Raw genomic sequence first — 18,068 nt, forward strand, 5'->3', positions numbered from 1 at the left:
AGAGCATCAGCCAGGTCAAAGCGTTTCTATCCTGTTCCACCGATAAAATCCGCCCTCCCTATGGCCTATCGCAGCAGTCCCTGCATCGGCCTTCAGTCATTGTCGGCAGCACCAACGAAGATCACTTCTTGGCAGATCCTACCGGGAACCGGCGCTACTGGGTGGTGCCGATGAATCGCCAGCTAGATAGAAACAAGCTGAGAGAAGAACGTGATCGCATCTGGGCGGCAGCTGTCGCCCTGTATTTAGAAGGTGAGCAATGGTGGCTGACCGAGAAGGAAGGACGGGCGGCAGATAGAGATCGAAAGCAGTACGAAGAAGTTCATCCGTGGACATACAGCATTGAAGACTACATTTTCAACCGTGAAGAAGTGAGCACCAAAGAGATACTTTGCAACGCCTTAGACATCCCACCTCAAAAACATACTTGCCCCGCACAAAAGAGAGTTTCAACTATTTTTAAAAAGATGGGATGGGAGCAAACCAAAAACCCAGTAGCCTATCAGAACCGACGCACCCGAGTCTGGAGAAAGAAAAAAATAAAAAATTCCCTAGAAAGTCCTGTGTCAGTGTGTCAAAACGCTGTAAGTACTGATGCGAAAGAAAAGCGCTGACACAGGACAATTCATTCTCCTGTGTTCTCCCGTGTCAAGCTGTGTCAGCGCTGACACAGGTGACACAGCAAAAAAACGGTCCTGTGTCAGACCTGTGTCAGTTCTATTCCAGTCACTGCAATGGATACAGCCTCTGACACACTGACACAGGACTTTTCGGCAAACTTTCACTTTTTTTGAGAGCAGCGCGATCTGCTGAAATAGCCGATTTTTCTAACTGATAGGAGCTGAGTCCAAAGAGACGACTGCTAAAAGGAATTTCTACAGCTGGTATGACTGAAGCAGAAGCACAGATAAAAGCAGCTAATCAGCGACTCAAACAAGCTTTATTTCCCGTAACCATCAGACAGCGAGGCAACAAGCTCAGCTTACGCGCCACGCTGCCACCCAAACCCAATAGCAGCCGAGTGCAGCCATCGCAGCAGGCGATCGCCCTCGGCCTCCCCGCTAACACGATCGGCATTCAGCAGGCCGAAATAGAAGCCGTCCGAATCGGCACCCAGCTGATCACCGGCAACTTTTCATGGAAGCCCTATCTCAGCAGAGGCGGCAACCGCGAACCGCTGCACTCTCTAATCAAACGGTTTGAAGTGTTTCACCGCTCGAAAAACAAGATTAGCGACTACACCTGGAAGCAGCATTACCTTTACTACTACTACCGACTGCCACAGGGTGAGCCGCTATCTGTTGCCGCTATCATGCCGCTGATTCTGGCAAAGAAGGAGCACACCAGAGCACGGCAACAGATCTGCCGCCAGTGGCAGAAGCTTTGTGATTTTGCAGAGCTGAAAGTAAACCTGCTCGAATATCAGGGGCGCTACAACTCCAGCACCTCAGTCTTTCGAGAAGTACCCCTCGATGAGGAAATCTTAGAGGGCTATCACAGAATGCGTAGCCCACAGTGGCGCTGGGTCTACGGCATGATGGCCACCTATGGCCTACGCGATCACGAGTGCTGGCTGTGCGAATTCAACGCAGATGGCGATTTGCAAGTATTGGATGGGAAGACAGGCCCACGACTGATTCAGCTACCGCTCTATGAACAGTGGGTAGATGAATGGGATTTGCGATCCGTCGTTCGCCCGCAGCTCGACATAGACGCAGACCGCTACTATCTAGCCGCCCAGTGCTCTCAAGCCTTCCGCCGCGCTGAGGTAGGCTTTCCTCCCTACACATTGCGCTACGCCTACGGGCACAGAGGCACTGTCAGCTTTGGCTATGAGGTGCCCATTATGTCTGTGCAGATGGGCCATTCGCCCGCAGTCCACCGCCGCACGTATCAGCGCTTTATCAACGCCGCTTTAGTGACTAAAAAAGTCGCTGAGATGAAGGCCCGTTCTAATCTGCCAATGCCACCCAGCTAGGACAGTTTAAGGGCAATCGCTTTTTTGCCAAAGTCAAAGCCCATGCGGGTTGTAGCGCATGGGCTGGCTTGCTGTTAGGACAGCGCAATTTTGATGATCTCTGCAAGTCACGGATCCTACAGGATTCGAACCTGTGGCCGATCGCTTAGAAGGCGATTGCTCTATCCAGCTGAGCTAAGGATCCAAAATGGCAAGCATGTGTGTACCAGCTTACCTCGATAGAAAATATACCGCATTGCCGGGCTCGATCGACAGCTTGACGAATCAGGAAAATATGTTTTTGGGTACGCTAGCTTAGCTGCTGCTGATCTGAACCGTTCGCCTTATCTAGAGATCGATATGTTTGTGCTTACCCCTGAGGATGTCGAGATTAGCAGCGTTCAGCATCCTAAACGGCCAAAGCGGGTACCGATCTTGTCTTATCAAGACAAAACGTTTGGCCTATTGAGCGTCTTTTCAGCTCATCAGCAAGAAGAAGCTCAGGCCTCATGGCGAGATTTGACTAGTAACGAAGGTCACTTGTGCGTTCTATTAGAAGAACCGCATCGATTTAGCCTATGGCGACATGTTCAGATTGATCAAGAATTGCTCAATCCGGTCTTACCGACTGCGTATGCTAGGTCCTGCCTTTTGTTAGTTCAGGCGCTGTATGGCGATGTGGAACAGCTTTTGGGTAGCAAGCAGGCGAAGGCTTTTGGGGCTGCGTTTCTACAGAATGCGTCAGTCCCTATCCAAAAAGCAGGGGGACTAGGCGGGCTGCTGAGACTCAACCCGCTGATAGAGGAGCTGCCTGACTGGGGAGAGGAGGAGCTATGCACGCTGCTGTTAGAGCTGCATCGGCTAGGGACTGAGTTTTTTGGGCGATCGCACTTTGCCCCCCGAACGCTCTCAGCCCTCGATATTTTACCGGGTGACGAAAAGACTATCTTTCTAAATTGGCTGCAGCAGTCTTTGCTGGGTAAGCTCTGGTTGTCGGCATAGGCGCATATACCGCCGACTAGCTAGAGGGTAGAAATAATCGATCATGCAACACATCAGCGCAAGCGGGCTAGGACGGGCGGATAGAAAAGTGGTGGTGGGCTGCGGGCTATGGGCGCTAGCAGCAGCGATAGTTCTACTAGTACAAGCATTAGGAACGCGCTCAGACTGGCTACTGCTGCTGATTAGCCTGTTTAAGATTGGTTCGTTTTTGCTGGCGGCGGCGCTGTGCTGGCGCAGTTCACTGAATCCAAGCATCTTGAGCGGACAGGGGGTATGGCAGGCGATCGCAGCAGGAATGGGCTTTCATGCGCTCGGCGATATCACAGTAAGTCTGTGGCGAAGTCTGTGGGGCATTACCTCGGCGGCCTCTTTGGGAGATGTGTTCTACGGGGTTGGCTATCTCTTTTTGGTGATTGGGCTATTGCAGGCCGTTTTGTCCCGGCGGATGACGCTGAGCCTGATGCAGACGCTAGGCATCTCGATCGCGGGTGTTGTTGGCATCCTGCTGGCTAGCTGGCTTTATTTCTACGCACCGAGCACAGCGACGACATCTTCACTACCGGCACAGTCGGTTCAGGCACGCACCGTTCAAACGCAACCAGGCATTCAAACGCAACCTGAAAGCGTAGAAGCCACGGCGGCAGCTAATGCGATCGCCCAGTCTAAAAAAGACGCGCCTGCAGCGATTCAGCTAATAGAGCAGAGGCTGAGCCGTATAGCCGGCGGATTGCGACTAATCTATATCGTGGGAGACTGTCTGCTGATCGTGATCGCCGTGTCTCTGCTAATCGCTTTTCGAGGCGGTAGCTATTCAGAGACTTGGAAGCTGATCGCGCTGGCAGGACTGTGCCTATACACTGCCGACATGCTGTTGATCTACCAAATAGGCCAGGGTAGCTACAGGCAGGGCTCGTTTTGGGAGATTTTTTGGATTCTATCGGCACTTTTCTTCGGTCTTAGCGCTGAAGTAGAGCGCAGCATTTCTGGAAATAGCCAGCCGCCACGCTCACAGCAGAGATGGCTTTAAGCAATCAGGATTAACCTTCCAAAAACTGCCATACTAGGAAGGCATTTGTAAGGAAATCGGCAGCATGGCTCCTCGGAAACTGTCTGACTCAGATAAGAGCGACATCGTTGATCTATACAAACAGCCAGGGCAGACCACCTCTACCCTGGCTGAACAGTTTGGCGTCAGCAACAGTACCATTAGTAGAATCCTGAAGACGACGCTGCCCTCAGACGAATACAGCGAGCTGATTGCTCAAAAGCGGCTATCTTCAGGAACCACTAAGACGCAGCCCTCTAGTAAACGCCGTACCTCCGCTAAACAGACTGCGGCAAAAGCCAACTCTAAAGCCAAACCGGAAAAGGTTGCTGATACAACTGACGAATCGTCTGATGCCGACCAGCCGGGTACGCCGACAGTAGAACCACCAAAGCTGAAGAAGGGCACCGATAAGAAATCAGATGACACCGCTTCTTCTGCACCGCGCCGTCGTCGTAGCCGTAAGAAAGAGGTTGATGACGGTCAGCTACCTCTGCTTGGTGAAGACTCAGAGCAGGACTCAGCTCAAGACTTAGATACAGAAGACATAGAAGAGAATACGCCTGCCTCAACGACTCAGAAAGGAGCCCAGAAGAGATCTGAGAAAACAGTCTCTCCTCCTATAGTCTCTCCTCCTATATTGGTGACGAAATCTAGTTCGGCTGACGATGAGGACGACGAAGACGACGAGGATGATCTAGAGGGGCTAGACGACACGCTAGGGGATGACTTTGGTGATGATGATGACGAGCTAGCTGATGATGATGATGAGCTAGATGAGGACGACGACGAGCTGAAAATGCCTCGGCCCAAGCTTCAAACTGAGGAGTCAGTGGAGATCATGCCGCTGGGTGAAGCGGTGATGCCAAAGCCCTGCTATCTAGTGGTGGATATGCGCGCTGAGCTGATCACCTGTCCACTGAGCGAATTTGGACATTTGGGTCAGATTCCTAGCGATGAAGAGAAGTCGACTACGCTGCCTGTATTTGATAATCACCGCGTGGCTCGGCGATTTTCTCGGAACAAGCAGCGGGTGATTAAAGTGCCTGATGGGAGCTTGATCACCCGAACGAGTCCGTATCTACAGGCAAAGGGAATTTCTCGGCTGCTAGTAGACGGGCAGGTGTTTGATTTAATCGGTGCAGAATAGAATTAGCCCGCGCCGACTAGAAAAGGAGAGAATTATGCTGCTGCATCTGTCTACTTGGCCAGAGGTAGAAGAGTATCTGACGCGATCGCGCGGCATCATCTTTCCAATCGGTTCGACCGAGCAACACGGGCCAACAGGACTGATTGGCACGGACGCGATCTGCGCCGAAGCCGTGGCCAAAGGGGTAGGCGACGCGACGGGTGCCCTAGTCGGCCCGACGATCAACGTCGGCATGGCCCTGCATCACCTCGCCTTTCCGGGCAGCGTTAGCCTTCGACCCAGCACGCTAATCGCCTTGATCCAAGACTATGTAAAGCCGCTAGCTAGGCACGGATTCGAGCGGTTTTACTTTATCAATGGGCATGGCGGCAATGTGGCTTCGATGAAGGCGGCTTTTTCGGAAACGTATGCGGCGATCGCCGATGCCAACTTACCTAACGCTGGGCAGATCCGCTGTAAAGTCGCCAACTGGTATCAGAGCAAAGCAGTTGTTGCTCTGACCCAGCAGCTATACGGCGACCAAGAAGGCTCGCATGCCACACCTAGTGAAGTCGCACTCACTCAATTTGTCTATCCCGAGGATATTAAACAAGCCTCGCTTTCACCTGCGATCGCACCTTCTGGCCGCTCTATCTATAATCCAACGGATTTCAGGGCGTTCTACCCAGATGGTCGCATGGGTTCTAATCCTGAGCTAGCTACACCAGAACACGGTCAGCAGTTTTACGAAATCGCGGTAAAGGATTTAACCCATGGCTATCTAAGCTTTTTACAAGAATCGTAGAGAACTTGTATGAAGCCCTGAAATTATTCGTTTGCCATACAGCAGCAAGTACGAACTTTATATCGAACTTTATATGCCGATATTGTTGTACGAGCTTTATACATTGTTGTACAAGCTTTATACAAATCATACGGATAGCGTCGGATTCAGCTTTTCTCTTTTACAGCAAGCACTTCCACGGTTAAAAACTGTTTGAAGGAAAGTAGCGGACGCCATAGAACACTCCAGCGAAGTGATAAATATCACAGAGAAGCAGAGTTTGTTATGCTACGCGATCGCGAACACTTGAGCTAAATACGAGAAACACAGATACGGAATTTAACTGTTCTATATGAACCTTTAGATATGGCCTTGTGAAGATCCAGCGTTTTCTCGGTAGACGGGTTGTTGCTGACGAATCAGTTTAAGTAGAATCTCGAGTACTGAGACAGGTGCTCTACTTTAAGCACTTGTTTTGCCAGGGTTTCTACGGATAAAACCCGCACTTTATCTATCCTGAAATATCACGTCAATGACTCTCTCACCGTCTCTATCTGGGTTCTGTTCAAAGTTCCTTTGTTCGGCAGTTTCTGTTAGATCTACGCTGTTGCTTTTAGCAGCCGTCAGCACAGTCGCTGGCGCTGATGCCAATCTGCGATCAGCCGTCGCCCAATCCGCACCGCCTAACGTTCCCATTCGCAGCGACGACGGCTCTGTCCGAGTTAATAACAATGCTCGCGAGATTCGCACAGGGCCCTTGCGTAATACCTCGAACACGCCGCTGCCCGCGAGTCTGCCGACAGGCACCACTGAAGGAGATGCGGTGGACGTCGATCCTAACCGATTGGCACCTAACAGCATTGAAATCAGACCTGACGTGTCATACATCGAAGACACTTTCAACCAGGTTGTAAACGATGCCGAAGGTACAGATGCACGCTACGACCTACAGCGAGAGTCACTGCAATTAACAACAACTTTTGAGCTGAGACAGGCCCCAGGACTTCATGGCTATGGGGAGGGAATTCAAGTCACAGTCATTAGCCCTGACGGTAGCAGGAGCGACCCTCAAACCGTGTATGTTCGAGGCGAGAATGTAAAGAGAGGACCAGATGGTAGCCGATTAGGAACCATGGGGTCAATCGAGGTTGCCTATGGCGCAGACGATGTTGTCGAACTGCGCGTACTTAATATCAGGCGCAACTTTGCTGAACCGACTGAGTCAGCTATTTACTTTACCGATGATTTTTCTGAGGATGGCAGGATTGGCGAATTTATTGTTGAAGATCGACAAGACGGCGGTGATCTAGACTTTAATGATGGCCAGTACGTGGAAGGGCTTACTGGAGAGGGAAGAGCGATCGCCACCAGGCAGATCAACAACCTAACTGTAACCACGCGAACTGAGCGAGTGGAACTTCCCGATTTCATCGATCAGGCCACTACTATGAGCGAGGTACTCGTAGAAGGCGAGCCGCAAACAACCGTCGAGGAGGTCGAGCTAGAAAGAGAACGAGGCCAGGTTGAAATCGCCGATGAAACCCCATCGAATCTGCTAGGTCATGCTAGAGGGGTTCGTACAGCCGATGATGAACAGCTAGTATACAGCCGCTATGCCAACGCCATTGAAGCGCGTTTAGGCAGCGATGGCTTGGGTGTGACTGGTCAGACCAGACCGCTAATCAACAACCCTAGTGCGCCGCCAACGCTGATTACTGGCAACCTCCGCTTTGATCCTTTTGCCGATGACAATCAGGCCGGACTCACCACAACATTAGGCTTGACTCAATATCTAACGCGGACTCACCGCCGCGCTGAAGACAGCTTTGGCAATCGGCTAAGACTAGCAGACGAAAGAGATGCCAATTTACTAGTCCCGACTGGCCTATTCAACAATCGTCAAATAGTTGGCTACGTGCCGCCCGTGCCGCCAACAATACAAGAATCACCGCTCGTTTCTGCGGATGGCATTTTCGCGCTGCCGTCAGCGGAGCAAATTGTAATTGCTCCTCCGAATCCGCAGCAGGTCGGCCCTGGTAATGCTGCCTACACCGATAACGTAGGCGGACTTTTGATCGAAAGTGCCGATGGAATGCTCTCCTTCTTACCGCAGTGGACAAAAGACGGCTACATGCAGTCGTCTACTGCGTTAGCGGCAGGGGAAGCGACTCGAATCATCTACGCGCTGGTGCCTCAGCAGGCCGGGCAAGACTTGCAGCTAGGCCAAACATACGCGGTCACAAGAGGGACTTCTCAGCATCTGATTACTGACGGTGGCTTCAAGGTTATCTCAGCCGACTTACAGCCTCAAAACTTCGCTCAAGAGACTGCTGAGGTCTACGCGGTAGAAGATACTGTCGCCGCTAGCAATGCAGCTACTAACGAGTTCAACGGCGTTCAGGGCGTTTATGCCGAGGTCGTTGGCGGCGAGCGGGTATCGACAGTCGATATTTCCATCACCGCCGAGGTTGATGCTAGGTTAGGCAACGCGATGAACGCAATTGGGGAACGGCCTGTAGCTGGTATCGACGGAATTGGACAGCTCGGGTATGTCAGCGTCACGCGAGCCGGTGGCCTCTATCTAGGCGGTAAGCTAACGGGTGGCCTGGGTAATCAGGAAGATACCATTCGTCTCTCGCGAACCACTACCGTGAGCGCGGTCGATGAGCTTCAGCAGCGGCGAGTGCTAGAGACGTTTTCATCGCCTCAATCGCGCCTAGACACCATTAGGACAGAGGATGGCACCACTGAGGAGAACACGGGAGAAGCGCGGTTCAATATCAATCAGGCCGGGGAGCTGACCGATGTTGAATTTATCGCTGGACCCGATACAGTAGTCGTGACTGTAAACAATGAAGAAACTCGTGAAATCGGCGATGTTGAGCTGGGCCCTAGAACGCGAATCGATATTGTTGAAGAAGTAATTGATTCGATTACTCAGCCTGTGAGAGAAATCTCACGCGAGCAGGAATTGATGACTGAACAAGATAGCTATCCTAACTTCTCAGCGGTTCGTGGCGAGCTGACTTTGGGCGGTGTTTACAACTTCGGCAATACGCCTTGGACGGCAGCGGCCAATACGGTTCGAGCCGAAGTGTTCTATAGAGGCACTGTGTTTGGCAACGATGCAGATGACGCTGGCGTGGGTGTAAGAAGTGAGGTGGTCTTTCATCCGTTTGGGGAAGTAAAGCGCGATGCCTACCAGGTTGATCCGGCTGGCAACGTAATGCCTGTCTACCAAACTAAGCCCCTGCTCGATGCAGAAGGGAATCCGGTCGTTGAGATAGTGACGGGTGATAATGGCGAGTCTAGGGCGATCGCACTCAATCAATTTTTGCTAGACGAAAACGGCGATCCGATCGCTCAGCGTGTAGGCACAGGCAAAGCCAGAGGCCCTGGTGCCTACCTGCGAATTGAGAACGTCTTCGATGGCGGCGACGGCGTTGAGGTCGCAGGCGGTATTCGACTCTCGTTCTAGCAAGCATTAATGAGCAAGCGTTAAAAAGCAGCGTCGAAGCTACGTTTCCCCAACCCGGCAGCGGCCCTCATTCAGACGTTCATTCAACTCTTCCATTTTGGCCTGCCGCTCGGCCATCACCTGATCCAAATCGGGTCGCCCCGTCATGGACAGTCGCCAATCGGCCCAGAGGTCATACAGCTTGTCCACCACCGGGCCAATCACTGGCCACTTGGTCGGCGCATACATCCAGCCGATACCGAGCGCGTCATATACTTCTCGAAAGACCGCCACATTTTTGACAATGGTGCCATCGGCGCGAACCGCATGAATGCGACCCATCGCCGTTTCAAAGTCGATGCCACCGTTTTCCTCTGGGCTGTAGTCCAAATCCGCAATATCTGTAAATTTGACAAGGCCACGCCCGGCGTCTTTCTTCTGGAGGAAATTAACTTCTCTGACGCATAGCGGACAGGCACCGTCGTAGAGTAGATTGATTTTCCAGTCGCTAGTCTTAGGATTCTGGCTGCTAGGTTTTGTAGCTGAAAGCGTCATGTGGAGGATGCTAGAGGAGTTCTTCTTAAGTCTAACCCGTTTAGATTTAATCCTCGACCGTTAGAGCAACCTGCTAATTATTTCAGCCAAAGCACGATTGCACAGCAATGCTACATTCTGGGAAAGCCAATAAATCGACTGCTGCTACCCTCTCAATATTATCTGTCTTTGATAGCCGTCTGTTTGGGGCTGTCTGAAAATATGAAGCTGCTGAGCCTGCACATTAATCACCCAATAGTCTATGATTCCTGCTGCTGCATAGAGATCTGCTTTTAATGTTAAGTCACGCTCTATCGTAGAGTCTGCAATTTCAACAATCAGATAAATCTCGTTTGGCGCAGGATGATGATCCTCGTAAAAGCTGTCGTTAGGATGTGCAACAACAATGCCAGGCTCAGGTTCCGAGTAGGCGTCTAGCTGGATCGGATCTTGGAGCCGGACTAGCACTTTGTCTTCTAAAAGCCGCTCGATTAGTTTTTCTATTCGCTTGCAGAGCGCACTATGACGAGGACCTTTTGGCATTTTTTGGATAATTTTTCCGGCAATCAGCTCCACCCGTTCATCTGGTGACAAAATCCCAACTTCCGCCATGCGGTGATACTCGTCGGTTGTGATGAGACGCTGTTTAACTAGTGTGGGGATAGTTGCAGTCACAATGGGACGCAAGCTTTAGTGATGAATACATTATAGGGCTGAAGCTTTATCTTCAGCTTGCCGCCGCGTTGCTATATGTGCTGCCGAACTTCCAGCAGCGGCTGCCCATCGATGCCAGCTATACCTGAAGCTTGTGGCATCCACTAGCTGATAGCGTCCCAGTAGGGCACTCACTCAGACAAGGTTGATCCATCACGTCGTCAGCTTCGGCGGCAATTGGCACCTGGCCAAACACCATCTCGCAGCTTAGGTCTTCAAAGTTCGGTGTCATGGTGAGAGGGATACCAAACTTTTCAGTAAAAAAGGTTTGGGTAGGCAGCTTACACATGTTGACGCACATGCCGACGCACTGGCTTTCTTCTAGGTAGCGACACTTTTTGATATGGACGGCGCTGGGTTGCGATCGCACCTCTCCATCCAACCCTTTCACCTCTGCCTGGGCTACTTCGCATGGCCCGACTAGCCACTCAAACATCTGCGCCGCAAACCAGGCATTTAGCACGCACACCAGCCGAGTCGGAGAAAAAACAGTGCGAATCACCCATAGGATCGGTGCTGGAATCAAAGATTGCAGCACCCTGGCAACAGCGGCCTGCTGCTCTTGGGCACTGCGCCCCTGCATAATCTGTTTAGAAAGATCAACAAACCCTTCGTAGCCGGTGGCCGCTGTTGTTGAATCGATAGCATTGGCCATTTTTCGAGAAAACAGCCAGATAAATAGCCGATCCAATAGATTGTCTTGGTGTATCTCAACTGTATGCATAGATGTCTTGTAGCTACCTTGTCTTTGCTGGGCGTTTTTGTGGTGCGTTGTTATGAAAATGAAGCTAAAAGGACAAAACCAGAAGAGAATATCTAGCAGAAAAGCCCCAAAAGGGAAGTGCCAAGAAGGTCAAGTCAATTAAACGTCGAGTTCGTCAATATCAATACCCAGCTTCTTTAGCTCGGCCTGCAAGCGTTCATTTCGCGCTCTCACCTCGTCAGCTTCCTGGCGAGCGTTCATAGCCTCTTGTTCTGCTCTTCTAGCCTCTTTTTCAGCTCGCTGCTTGGCTAATCTTTCTTGCAAGATTTGCCGATCGCTGGCCTCTTTCTCCGTTGGAATCCATCCGCTTTCATCATACCAACGCAGCCACTCACGAGTGAATCGCTTATACTTTCCTTGCCAAGTGCCTAGTCCAGCATCGATTTCAGGGAACCAAACTGTACGCTCTGACCCAATTTCTATCGGCTGGTATCGACCATTCTTCAAACGAAACGCCTTCAAACTATTGTCGTATCGGTTGTAGATAACATAGTAAGGAATTTGGAGAATTCTTTCATAAACAGTCCATTTGGTTGGGGGCCTTCCTTTTCTGTTCTCTGTTCGGCCAAAGTCTTCCCCCTCTGTACCAGGGGAGATCAGCTCGACCACCACAAAGGGGATCAGCTCTTCTTGCCAGACCACATAGCTCAGACGTAAGACGTCGCTATCGCAGCCTTCTGGATTACCGACTACACCAAACCAGTCGGGGCGCTTGTACCAGTTGTTGTCTGGATCGTAGTAGAGGTTTAGATCGGCAGCAGAAAATGTGTCTTCGCTAGCGTAACCGCTGAGCCTGAAAGTTTCACTCAGTAGCGCCGGCTGATAGTCGTGAAATTCATCTGGCAAGCCGGGCTCCTCTGGGTCTTCGCTAGGCAGATCGTACATGGTGGGCAGCGATGCCTTGTTGGGCCATATTTTCTTTTGAGGTCGCAAGGGCTGAGTGAAGGTCATCGCGGTGGCCTATAGCTACTGACTCTATTATGACTGCATATCTAGGACGATAGACTAGAACGAGTAGTCGGCACTAGCGACTCAGCGCTGACGGATAGCAAGAAAAGAGATTGCGCCAATCACGACCCCGCCTAAAAGCAGAATAAGTATAGGCCACTGTCCGGCGTCCGACACTTCGTCGTCTGTGACCGTATCTGGCGCTTCTATTGCATCTGAGGCAACTGTCTCTGGTGCCGATGTATCTGGATCTGTAATCTCCGCAGAAGGGGGAACCGCAGCGGACTCAGCAGACGATTCTGACTGGGACTGGCCAGCGGCAACCGTCACATCAAAGGCTAGCTCAAAAGGAGAAAAGTCATCTGCTTGCTTGGGATTACCGCTGATGGCAAGCGTGTATAAGCCCACGGTCGGAAAAGTTATATCAGCCCCAGGGATGCCCTGATAGCCTTCACTGGCCACTGCACTGAGCGTAGGCGATAGGATCGGCTCTGAGTCTGGCTGTCTGGGCTGGGTGTAAACAGTCAACTGGCAGTCGCACTCTGCTAACTGAATAGTTTCACCGCCTCGCCGAGTCAGGGCAACCCAGGCTAATACCTCCTCTCCGGCCCGAGGATTGTCATCGGGTTCTATATGCAACGTGCCACCAACTTCATTGGAGATTTCTACCTGATGAGCGGCGGCTGGCTGAGACAATGGCGACGAAATTGCATTAAGGCAAAAGAGTATCGCAGCAGTCGCGATCGCTAGAGCGAACGATTTGGGTTTTAGGAGGGGCATAGTTTTTTTCTTGAGAGAGCAGAGTCCAGAACGAGCGCGATCGCACTAACGAAACGCCCAGCACAGCAACCACCAGACCACCGACCATAGCCTGGTTTTGCCAGGTCAGCGCCAGCGCACCCCAATAGCTAGCGCCTGCTAGGATCGCATGGCCCGCCGCCAAAAGCAAAGCCGGAAACCCCAGCAGATGCAGCTTTCGCCAGCGGCTGCCCAAAGAAACCTGAGCTCTATCAAAACTGGTCACCGCTGCTGGCAGCATCAACAGCATGGCAATTAGGCCCAGCACCATACCAACCTGATGCTGTGGCAGCATAAACTGTACTGCTCGCCAGTTCCACCGCCAGGTATGGCTGAGCATATGCAATAGGTGCAGAGCGCTGAGCACAAACGCACCGACGCCTAGCACCCGCCGATAGCGCAGCGGGCCAGGCCACAGCCGACTGATCGGTCTAGCAATCAGCGCCAAAATCAGGCAGACAATCGCCACATAGCCGCTGTAGTCGGTCATGGTGTTGCCCGTTCGCAACAGCAGCAAAGTGCCGATCGCGACCGTGATCCAGCCGCCCAGACGAAAGAGCTGCGATCGCCGATCCTGGCTCAGCCGCGACGCCGTCATCCCGACGACCACCATCGCTGGCGCGGTGCCCAGGCCAAAAGCTAACATCACCGCCGCGCCACCGACTGGGCTTTGGGTAGCGGCAGCTCGTAGCTGACCAGTATATAAAAAGCCGCAGGGTATCAAGCCCCAAAGTAATCCAAGGATAAGCGGTGCGATCGCCTGCTGCCAGCGAGCGACCCGACCCATCGATTGATTGATCTGCTCATGCAGCTTTTGGGCTCTAGCCGGATGCAAAAATGGCAAGCTCGGTAAAAAGCCAGGGCTGGCCTGAGTCAGACCAAACCAGATGAGCAAAACGCCTGTAGCTAGAGAAACCAATCGCCTGAGCGTAGAACCAATACCTGCAATCTGCCCGCCAGCAAACAGCACTGAGCCTAAAGCCCCAATTCCCATACCCACTAGGGCATAGCTCAACAGTCGGCCTATATTTAGCAAGAGATGAAACGCTATCTGCCGAGACCAGTCGTCCGCCGCATCTTCAGCAGCATCGTTGTTAGAAGCATATTGGCTCGACTGCTGAGCAGATAGCGCAAACGCAGTGGCCACCGGACCACACATACCCACACAGTGGCCAAAGCTTCCTAGAAAGCCAACAGCCGCCGTTAACCAGAGATCTAGGGAAGTTGGCATGCTAGATACAAACTAGATACAGAAGGGGTGCGAAGCAGATTTAAGCAGCGAATTCAATTGGTGCTAGGGTCATAAACTTCAACAGTGACGCTGTCTTCAATCTGGTTGCCTTGAGTCGTGAGCGACTCGTGGCCATTGGCATTGAGCGTAACGCGAATCTCATTGGTACCACCGGGCAGATCCGGCAGATGCGTCCAAGGGCCGTAGATACGATACATTGGTTCGTCGTTGATATAGAGATGGGCATGTCCTTCTGTAGGACTACTTTCACGATTAATCTTCTCTGGCGTAAAGTCGAAATTAGCCGTGCCTACATATAAATTCCAGCCGCGCACCGGATCTGCTTCGACCTGAATCGTGACAGCAGGCACAGGCGTTCCAGCAGGCACTTCGATCGCTTTGCTATGAAAGACATCATGGTTGGTGTTAACGCCCTTATGAGAATGCGCTTCTGAGTCAGTAAATCCCATATCCTCTGAGGCAGCAGCTTGAGCAGTCGTCTGCGTACTGGCTGTGTCTGCACTGGAGGCACGATGTGTCGCTCCGCCTTCAGCGCTGGGCATGGAACGGCTACAGCCAATGGCTAGTAGCGTCAGACTGGCGATCGCAGCTATCTTGAACCTTGACTTTTGGGGGATAAAGACAGGCATGGAGATCTTGGAGAAAGGCAACTGCATAACATCCTATAGTGCAGACAAATAAATAAGTAGTCAAAAGACGATACGTCATCTTAGTTCATGCTTGAGATGCCTGCTGAAGTGCAGGCCAACTTAGCAAGCAAACTTGGCAGGTAGAAGGTATCACACGCAAACCGTGCGGAAGTGGGTATTGTGAGCAAGTAGATATTGTGAGCAAGTAGATATTGTGAGTAAGTAGAGCGACCAGCGCTTTGACTGGTTTTTATCAAGGGTTTTCATAGAGTCTGTTTAGAGGAGTCTATTTCAAAAGATTATGAATAAGAAAGTATGGATAGGCGCAGGCATTGGCGTCGTGGGCGTGATCGCGCTAGTCATTGGCGCTAAGGCATGGATCTCTCGGTCCGCTGCGAAAGAAATAGATCAAGCCATTGCCGACGTCTCAGACTATGTCGATGTCGACTATCGCAAAGTAGATGTCTCTTTGCTAGGTCGGGGCACAACGCTCAAAGATGTGGTGGTTACACCCGTTGCCTCTGGCGATGCGATTAGAGTCGATGAGATGACCCTGTATAGCTACGAAGAGGAGAACGAAATCCTGACCTACTTGAATATGGCGATCAAAGGCATCGAGCTAGATCAAACAGCGCTAGGAGAGAATGCTGACATGTTCTCTGAGCTGGGCTACGGGCAGGAGATCTCCGCTAATATCGTCACTGAATACGAGTATGAAGCGGACGATAGAACCATAGCGCTAAAGCAGCTAAAGTTCGGCGCTGACGAGGTCGGCGACATGGAAATGACCCTGGAGCTAGGCAACATCGAGCTGAACCAGGCGACGATCGACAGCTTACCGTTCTCTCTGTTTGGAGCGCAGTTTGAAAGCGCGAAAATTACTTATGAAGATGATTCTTTTGTAAAAAGGCTGTTTGAAACGACGGCGGCAGCAGAAGGCATCAGCGTAGAGGAAGCCAAGGCGGAAGCGATCGCGGGCCTAGAAGAAGAAGTCGCCAGCGGCGAAAACTCTCTCTCCCCTGAATTTGTAGAAGAGATGAAAGACTTCATCAACGATCCCGACAGCTTTTCAATCACCTTTGCGCCAGAAGCACCGGTGCCGCTAAGCGCATTCATCACGATCGGCGGCCCCGAGGATCTCATAGAGCTGCTAAACGTTCAATTTGAGTCCTAGCGCGGAACTTTTGGCAGTGGAGACTTACAGCGCATGAAGACTGACAGTACATGAAGACTGACAGCGGCAGTCACGGCGCTGGCTACTTCGCAACTCCCTCATTTAGATCAGGCAGTTCAGGCTGGGGCTGACCCGTCAAAGTTCCAGAGAATTCTCCGTCGCCGTTGCCATTTCTTTGGGTTGATTTGTCAACGGTAAAGCCCTTGATCACAATATAGAGAACGGGGACGATAAACAGGCTGAGGAAGGTGGCGACCAGCATCCCACCGAAAACCGCCGTGCCCAGTGACTGTCGGCTGCCTGCCCCTGCGCCGGTCGCAATCACCAGCGGAAAGATACTGCTTAGCGTAGAAATCGCCGTCATCAAAATTGGCCGCATTCTCTGCTGGGCGGCTTCTAGCGCCGCTTCTGTGATTGAGCGGCCCTGACAGCGAAGTTGATTCGCAAATTCTACGATCAAAATTGAGTTTTTACTGGCTAAGCCGATCAGCATAACCAGACCAATTTGACAGTAGACATCGTTCGGCAAGCCTCGAATGGTTTGAGCAATCAGTGCCCCAAACACAGCTAGCGGCACCGCGAACAGAATGATCACCGGGTCGACGTAGCTTTCGTATTGAGCGGCCAGCACCAGAAACACCAGAACCAGTCCCAGGCCAAAGATAATCGGAGCCTGGTTGCCGCCTTCAATTTCTTCTAACGCGGTGCCTGACCACTCGTAGCCAAAGCCAGCCGGCAGCACCTGTTCGGCGACGTTTTCCATAGCGGTGATCGCCGCACCGGAGCTAACGCCTGGGGCCGGGGCTCCATTGATGGCGATCGAGCGGAAGAGGTTGTAGTGGTTAATTGTCTGAGCGCCAGCGGTGTCGGTGGTAGAGATCAGATTGCTCATCGGCACTAGATTACCGGTTTGCGATCGCACATACAGCTTGTCGATATCGCTTGGGGTCGATCGATATTGCTGATCGGCCTGCACATACACTCGGTACGTCCGGCCCTGTAAATTAAAGTCATTCACATAGCGCGAGCCTAGATTAGTCTGCAGCGTGCTGAAAATATCGCTGATGTTGACATTGAGGGCTTTGGCCTGATCGCGGTTTACATCGATAGCGATCTGCGGCGTACTGGCCGCATACGTACTAAAGACATTTTGTAGCTGCGGATTCTGGTTAGCAGCGCCCATAATCGCGCCCATGCTATTGACCAAATCACCCAGATCGGCCCCGCCGCGCCTGTCTTGTAGCTGAAACTCGAAGCCACCAAAGCTGCTAAGCCCTTGGATGGCAGGCGGGTTGACCGGCAGCAAGCGAGCTTTGGTACTGCTCATCAGCGGACCCCGGACCCGCTCGATAATATCAAAGACGCTGGCATCGCGATCGCCCCAAGGATTTAGCGTGGTAAAGATGACGCCACTGTTGGCGGTATTGCCGCTAAAGCCAAAGCCCCCAACTGCAAAAGTCGCTCGCACCTCTGGCTGCTCTAGCAAGATCGCTTCGGCTTCTGCCATCACTTCACTGGTGTAGTTGAGTGAAACCCCTTCTGGGCCACCGACGATGGTGATGAAATAGCCTTGGTCTTCGTCAGGCAAGAACGCAGAAGGCACAGTGGTATACAGCCAAGCGGTCAATACCAGTGAGGCGACAAAGGCAGCGATCACGAAAGGCTTGAGCTTTGTTAGCTTTTGGAGGGCATCACCGTAGCGATCACGCAGCCAGTCGAGCCCGTCGTTAAACGGGTTGAATAGCTTGGCCCGCCAGCCAGTCGGCTCTCTTCTGGGTCGCAGCAGTAGACCAGAAAGCGTGGGGGTGAGGGTGAGGGCGTTGAAAGTGGAAATTGCGATCGCAAAAGCAATCGTCAGCGCAAACTGTCGGTATAGCGCGCC

16 protein-coding genes and 1 tRNA gene are annotated in these 18,068 nt (G+C 52.0%); 8 read left to right on the plus strand and 9 right to left on the minus strand.

From position 1 onward, the window contains the following. Positions 1-614 (plus strand): virulence-associated E family protein (locus IQ256_RS23680; RefSeq protein ID WP_228025213.1); only part of this gene is annotated, 614 nt, incomplete at its 5' end. A 272-nt stretch (positions 615-886) separates the two neighbouring features. Continuing rightward, on the plus strand, positions 887-1,978 hold the full coding sequence (locus tag IQ256_RS23685) for a hypothetical protein (RefSeq protein ID WP_193858163.1): 1,092 nt from the start codon (positions 887-889) through the stop codon (positions 1,976-1,978). Positions 1,979-2,088: 110 nt separating this feature from the next. Here the strand turns inward: IQ256_RS23685 and IQ256_RS23690 are convergent. Further along, positions 2,089-2,162, minus strand: a tRNA-Arg gene (locus IQ256_RS23690). 155 nt (positions 2,163-2,317) lie between these two features. Between IQ256_RS23690 and IQ256_RS23695 the strand changes: the two genes are divergently transcribed. The 5 genes from IQ256_RS23695 (at position 2,318) to IQ256_RS23715 (ending at position 9,395) form a co-directional block, all read left to right on the plus strand. Further along, positions 2,318-2,959 (plus strand): Npun_F0813 family protein, encoded by a 642-nt coding sequence (locus IQ256_RS23695; RefSeq protein ID WP_193858164.1) that lies wholly within the window; start codon positions 2,318-2,320, stop codon positions 2,957-2,959. A gap of 43 nt (positions 2,960-3,002) precedes the next feature. Beyond that, entirely contained in the window at positions 3,003-3,986 is a 984-nt protein-coding gene (locus IQ256_RS23700; RefSeq protein WP_193858165.1) for a hypothetical protein, read from the plus strand. Positions 3,987-4,050: 64 nt separating this feature from the next. Then, the gene (locus IQ256_RS23705; protein WP_193858166.1) at positions 4,051-5,154 is read left to right on the plus strand and encodes a hypothetical protein; all 1,104 of its coding nucleotides are present in this window, start codon (positions 4,051-4,053) and stop codon (positions 5,152-5,154) included. Between the two features lie 34 nt (positions 5,155-5,188). Next, on the plus strand, positions 5,189-5,938 hold the full coding sequence (locus tag IQ256_RS23710) for a creatininase family protein (protein WP_193858167.1): 750 nt from the start codon (positions 5,189-5,191) through the stop codon (positions 5,936-5,938). Positions 5,939-6,449: 511 nt separating this feature from the next. Beyond that, positions 6,450-9,395, plus strand: coding sequence for a hypothetical protein (locus IQ256_RS23715; protein WP_193858168.1), 2,946 nt, complete (start codon positions 6,450-6,452; stop codon positions 9,393-9,395). A 39-nt stretch (positions 9,396-9,434) separates the two neighbouring features. Here the strand turns inward: IQ256_RS23715 and IQ256_RS23720 are convergent, their stop codons facing one another. The 7 genes from IQ256_RS23720 to IQ256_RS23750 form a co-directional block, all read right to left on the minus strand. Further along, positions 9,435-9,929 (minus strand): thiol-disulfide oxidoreductase DCC family protein, encoded by a 495-nt coding sequence (locus IQ256_RS23720; protein ID WP_193858169.1) that lies wholly within the window; start codon positions 9,927-9,929, stop codon positions 9,435-9,437. 144 nt (positions 9,930-10,073) lie between these two features. After that, on the minus strand, positions 10,074-10,583 hold the full coding sequence (locus tag IQ256_RS23725; RefSeq protein ID WP_370623533.1) for a Uma2 family endonuclease: 510 nt from the start codon (positions 10,581-10,583) through the stop codon (positions 10,074-10,076). A gap of 118 nt (positions 10,584-10,701) precedes the next feature. Further along, positions 10,702-11,346: a DUF4033 domain-containing protein gene (locus tag IQ256_RS23730; RefSeq protein WP_193858170.1), complete on the minus strand. Its 645-nt coding sequence runs from the start codon at positions 11,344-11,346 to the stop codon at positions 10,702-10,704. Between the two features lie 138 nt (positions 11,347-11,484). Next, the gene (locus IQ256_RS23735) at positions 11,485-12,336 is read right to left on the minus strand and encodes a Uma2 family endonuclease (protein WP_193858171.1); all 852 of its coding nucleotides are present in this window, start codon (positions 12,334-12,336) and stop codon (positions 11,485-11,487) included. Between the two features lie 81 nt (positions 12,337-12,417). After that, positions 12,418-13,113 (minus strand): hypothetical protein, encoded by a 696-nt coding sequence (locus tag IQ256_RS23740; RefSeq protein ID WP_193858172.1) that lies wholly within the window; start codon positions 13,111-13,113, stop codon positions 12,418-12,420. Further along, positions 13,046-14,362: a sulfite exporter TauE/SafE family protein gene (locus IQ256_RS23745; protein ID WP_193858173.1), complete on the minus strand. Its 1,317-nt coding sequence runs from the start codon at positions 14,360-14,362 to the stop codon at positions 13,046-13,048. Before IQ256_RS23745 ends, IQ256_RS23740 begins: the two co-directional genes overlap by 68 nt. Positions 14,363-14,415: 53 nt before the next feature. Beyond that, positions 14,416-15,012, minus strand: a complete 597-nt coding sequence (locus IQ256_RS23750) for a hypothetical protein (protein WP_193858174.1) — start codon at positions 15,010-15,012, stop codon at positions 14,416-14,418. Between the two features lie 301 nt (positions 15,013-15,313). Between IQ256_RS23750 and IQ256_RS23755 the strand changes: the two genes are divergently transcribed. Beyond that, the gene (locus IQ256_RS23755) at positions 15,314-16,186 is read left to right on the plus strand and encodes a hypothetical protein (RefSeq protein ID WP_193858175.1); all 873 of its coding nucleotides are present in this window, start codon (positions 15,314-15,316) and stop codon (positions 16,184-16,186) included. An 82-nt stretch (positions 16,187-16,268) separates the two neighbouring features. Here the strand turns inward: IQ256_RS23755 and IQ256_RS23760 are convergent. Further along, a partial coding sequence (locus IQ256_RS23760) for an efflux RND transporter permease subunit (protein WP_193858176.1) occupies positions 16,269-18,068 on the minus strand: 1,800 nt, incomplete at its 5' end.

The organism is cf. Phormidesmis sp. LEGE 11477, from assembly GCF_015207105.1.
Taxonomy (GTDB): Bacteria; Cyanobacteriota; Cyanobacteriia; order Phormidesmidales; family Phormidesmidaceae; genus Phormidesmis.

What these genes read in the sequence shown, in the direction of transcription:
- IQ256_RS23745 (WP_193858173.1), bottom strand. Translation starts at nt 14,362, where the DNA reads ATGCCAACTTCCCTAGATCTCTGGTTAACGGCGGCTGTTGGCTTTCTA.
- IQ256_RS23755 (WP_193858175.1), top strand. Translation starts at nt 15,314, where the DNA reads ATGAATAAGAAAGTATGGATAGGCGCAGGCATTGGCGTCGTGGGCGTG.
- IQ256_RS23695 (WP_193858164.1), top strand. Translation starts at nt 2,318, where the DNA reads ATGTTTGTGCTTACCCCTGAGGATGTCGAGATTAGCAGCGTTCAGCAT.
- IQ256_RS23750 (WP_193858174.1), bottom strand. Translation starts at nt 15,012, where the DNA reads ATGCCTGTCTTTATCCCCCAAAAGTCAAGGTTCAAGATAGCTGCGATC.
- IQ256_RS23735 (WP_193858171.1), bottom strand. Translation starts at nt 12,336, where the DNA reads ATGACCTTCACTCAGCCCTTGCGACCTCAAAAGAAAATATGGCCCAAC.
- IQ256_RS23710 (WP_193858167.1), top strand. Translation starts at nt 5,189, where the DNA reads ATGCTGCTGCATCTGTCTACTTGGCCAGAGGTAGAAGAGTATCTGACG.
- IQ256_RS23700 (WP_193858165.1), top strand. Translation starts at nt 3,003, where the DNA reads ATGCAACACATCAGCGCAAGCGGGCTAGGACGGGCGGATAGAAAAGTG.
- IQ256_RS23740 (WP_193858172.1), bottom strand. Translation starts at nt 13,113, where the DNA reads ATGCCCCTCCTAAAACCCAAATCGTTCGCTCTAGCGATCGCGACTGCT.
- IQ256_RS23705 (WP_193858166.1), top strand. Translation starts at nt 4,051, where the DNA reads ATGGCTCCTCGGAAACTGTCTGACTCAGATAAGAGCGACATCGTTGAT.
- IQ256_RS23715 (WP_193858168.1), top strand. Translation starts at nt 6,450, where the DNA reads ATGACTCTCTCACCGTCTCTATCTGGGTTCTGTTCAAAGTTCCTTTGT.
- IQ256_RS23720 (WP_193858169.1), bottom strand. Translation starts at nt 9,929, where the DNA reads ATGACGCTTTCAGCTACAAAACCTAGCAGCCAGAATCCTAAGACTAGC.
- IQ256_RS23730 (WP_193858170.1), bottom strand. Translation starts at nt 11,346, where the DNA reads ATGCATACAGTTGAGATACACCAAGACAATCTATTGGATCGGCTATTT.
- IQ256_RS23685 (WP_193858163.1), top strand. Translation starts at nt 887, where the DNA reads ATGACTGAAGCAGAAGCACAGATAAAAGCAGCTAATCAGCGACTCAAA.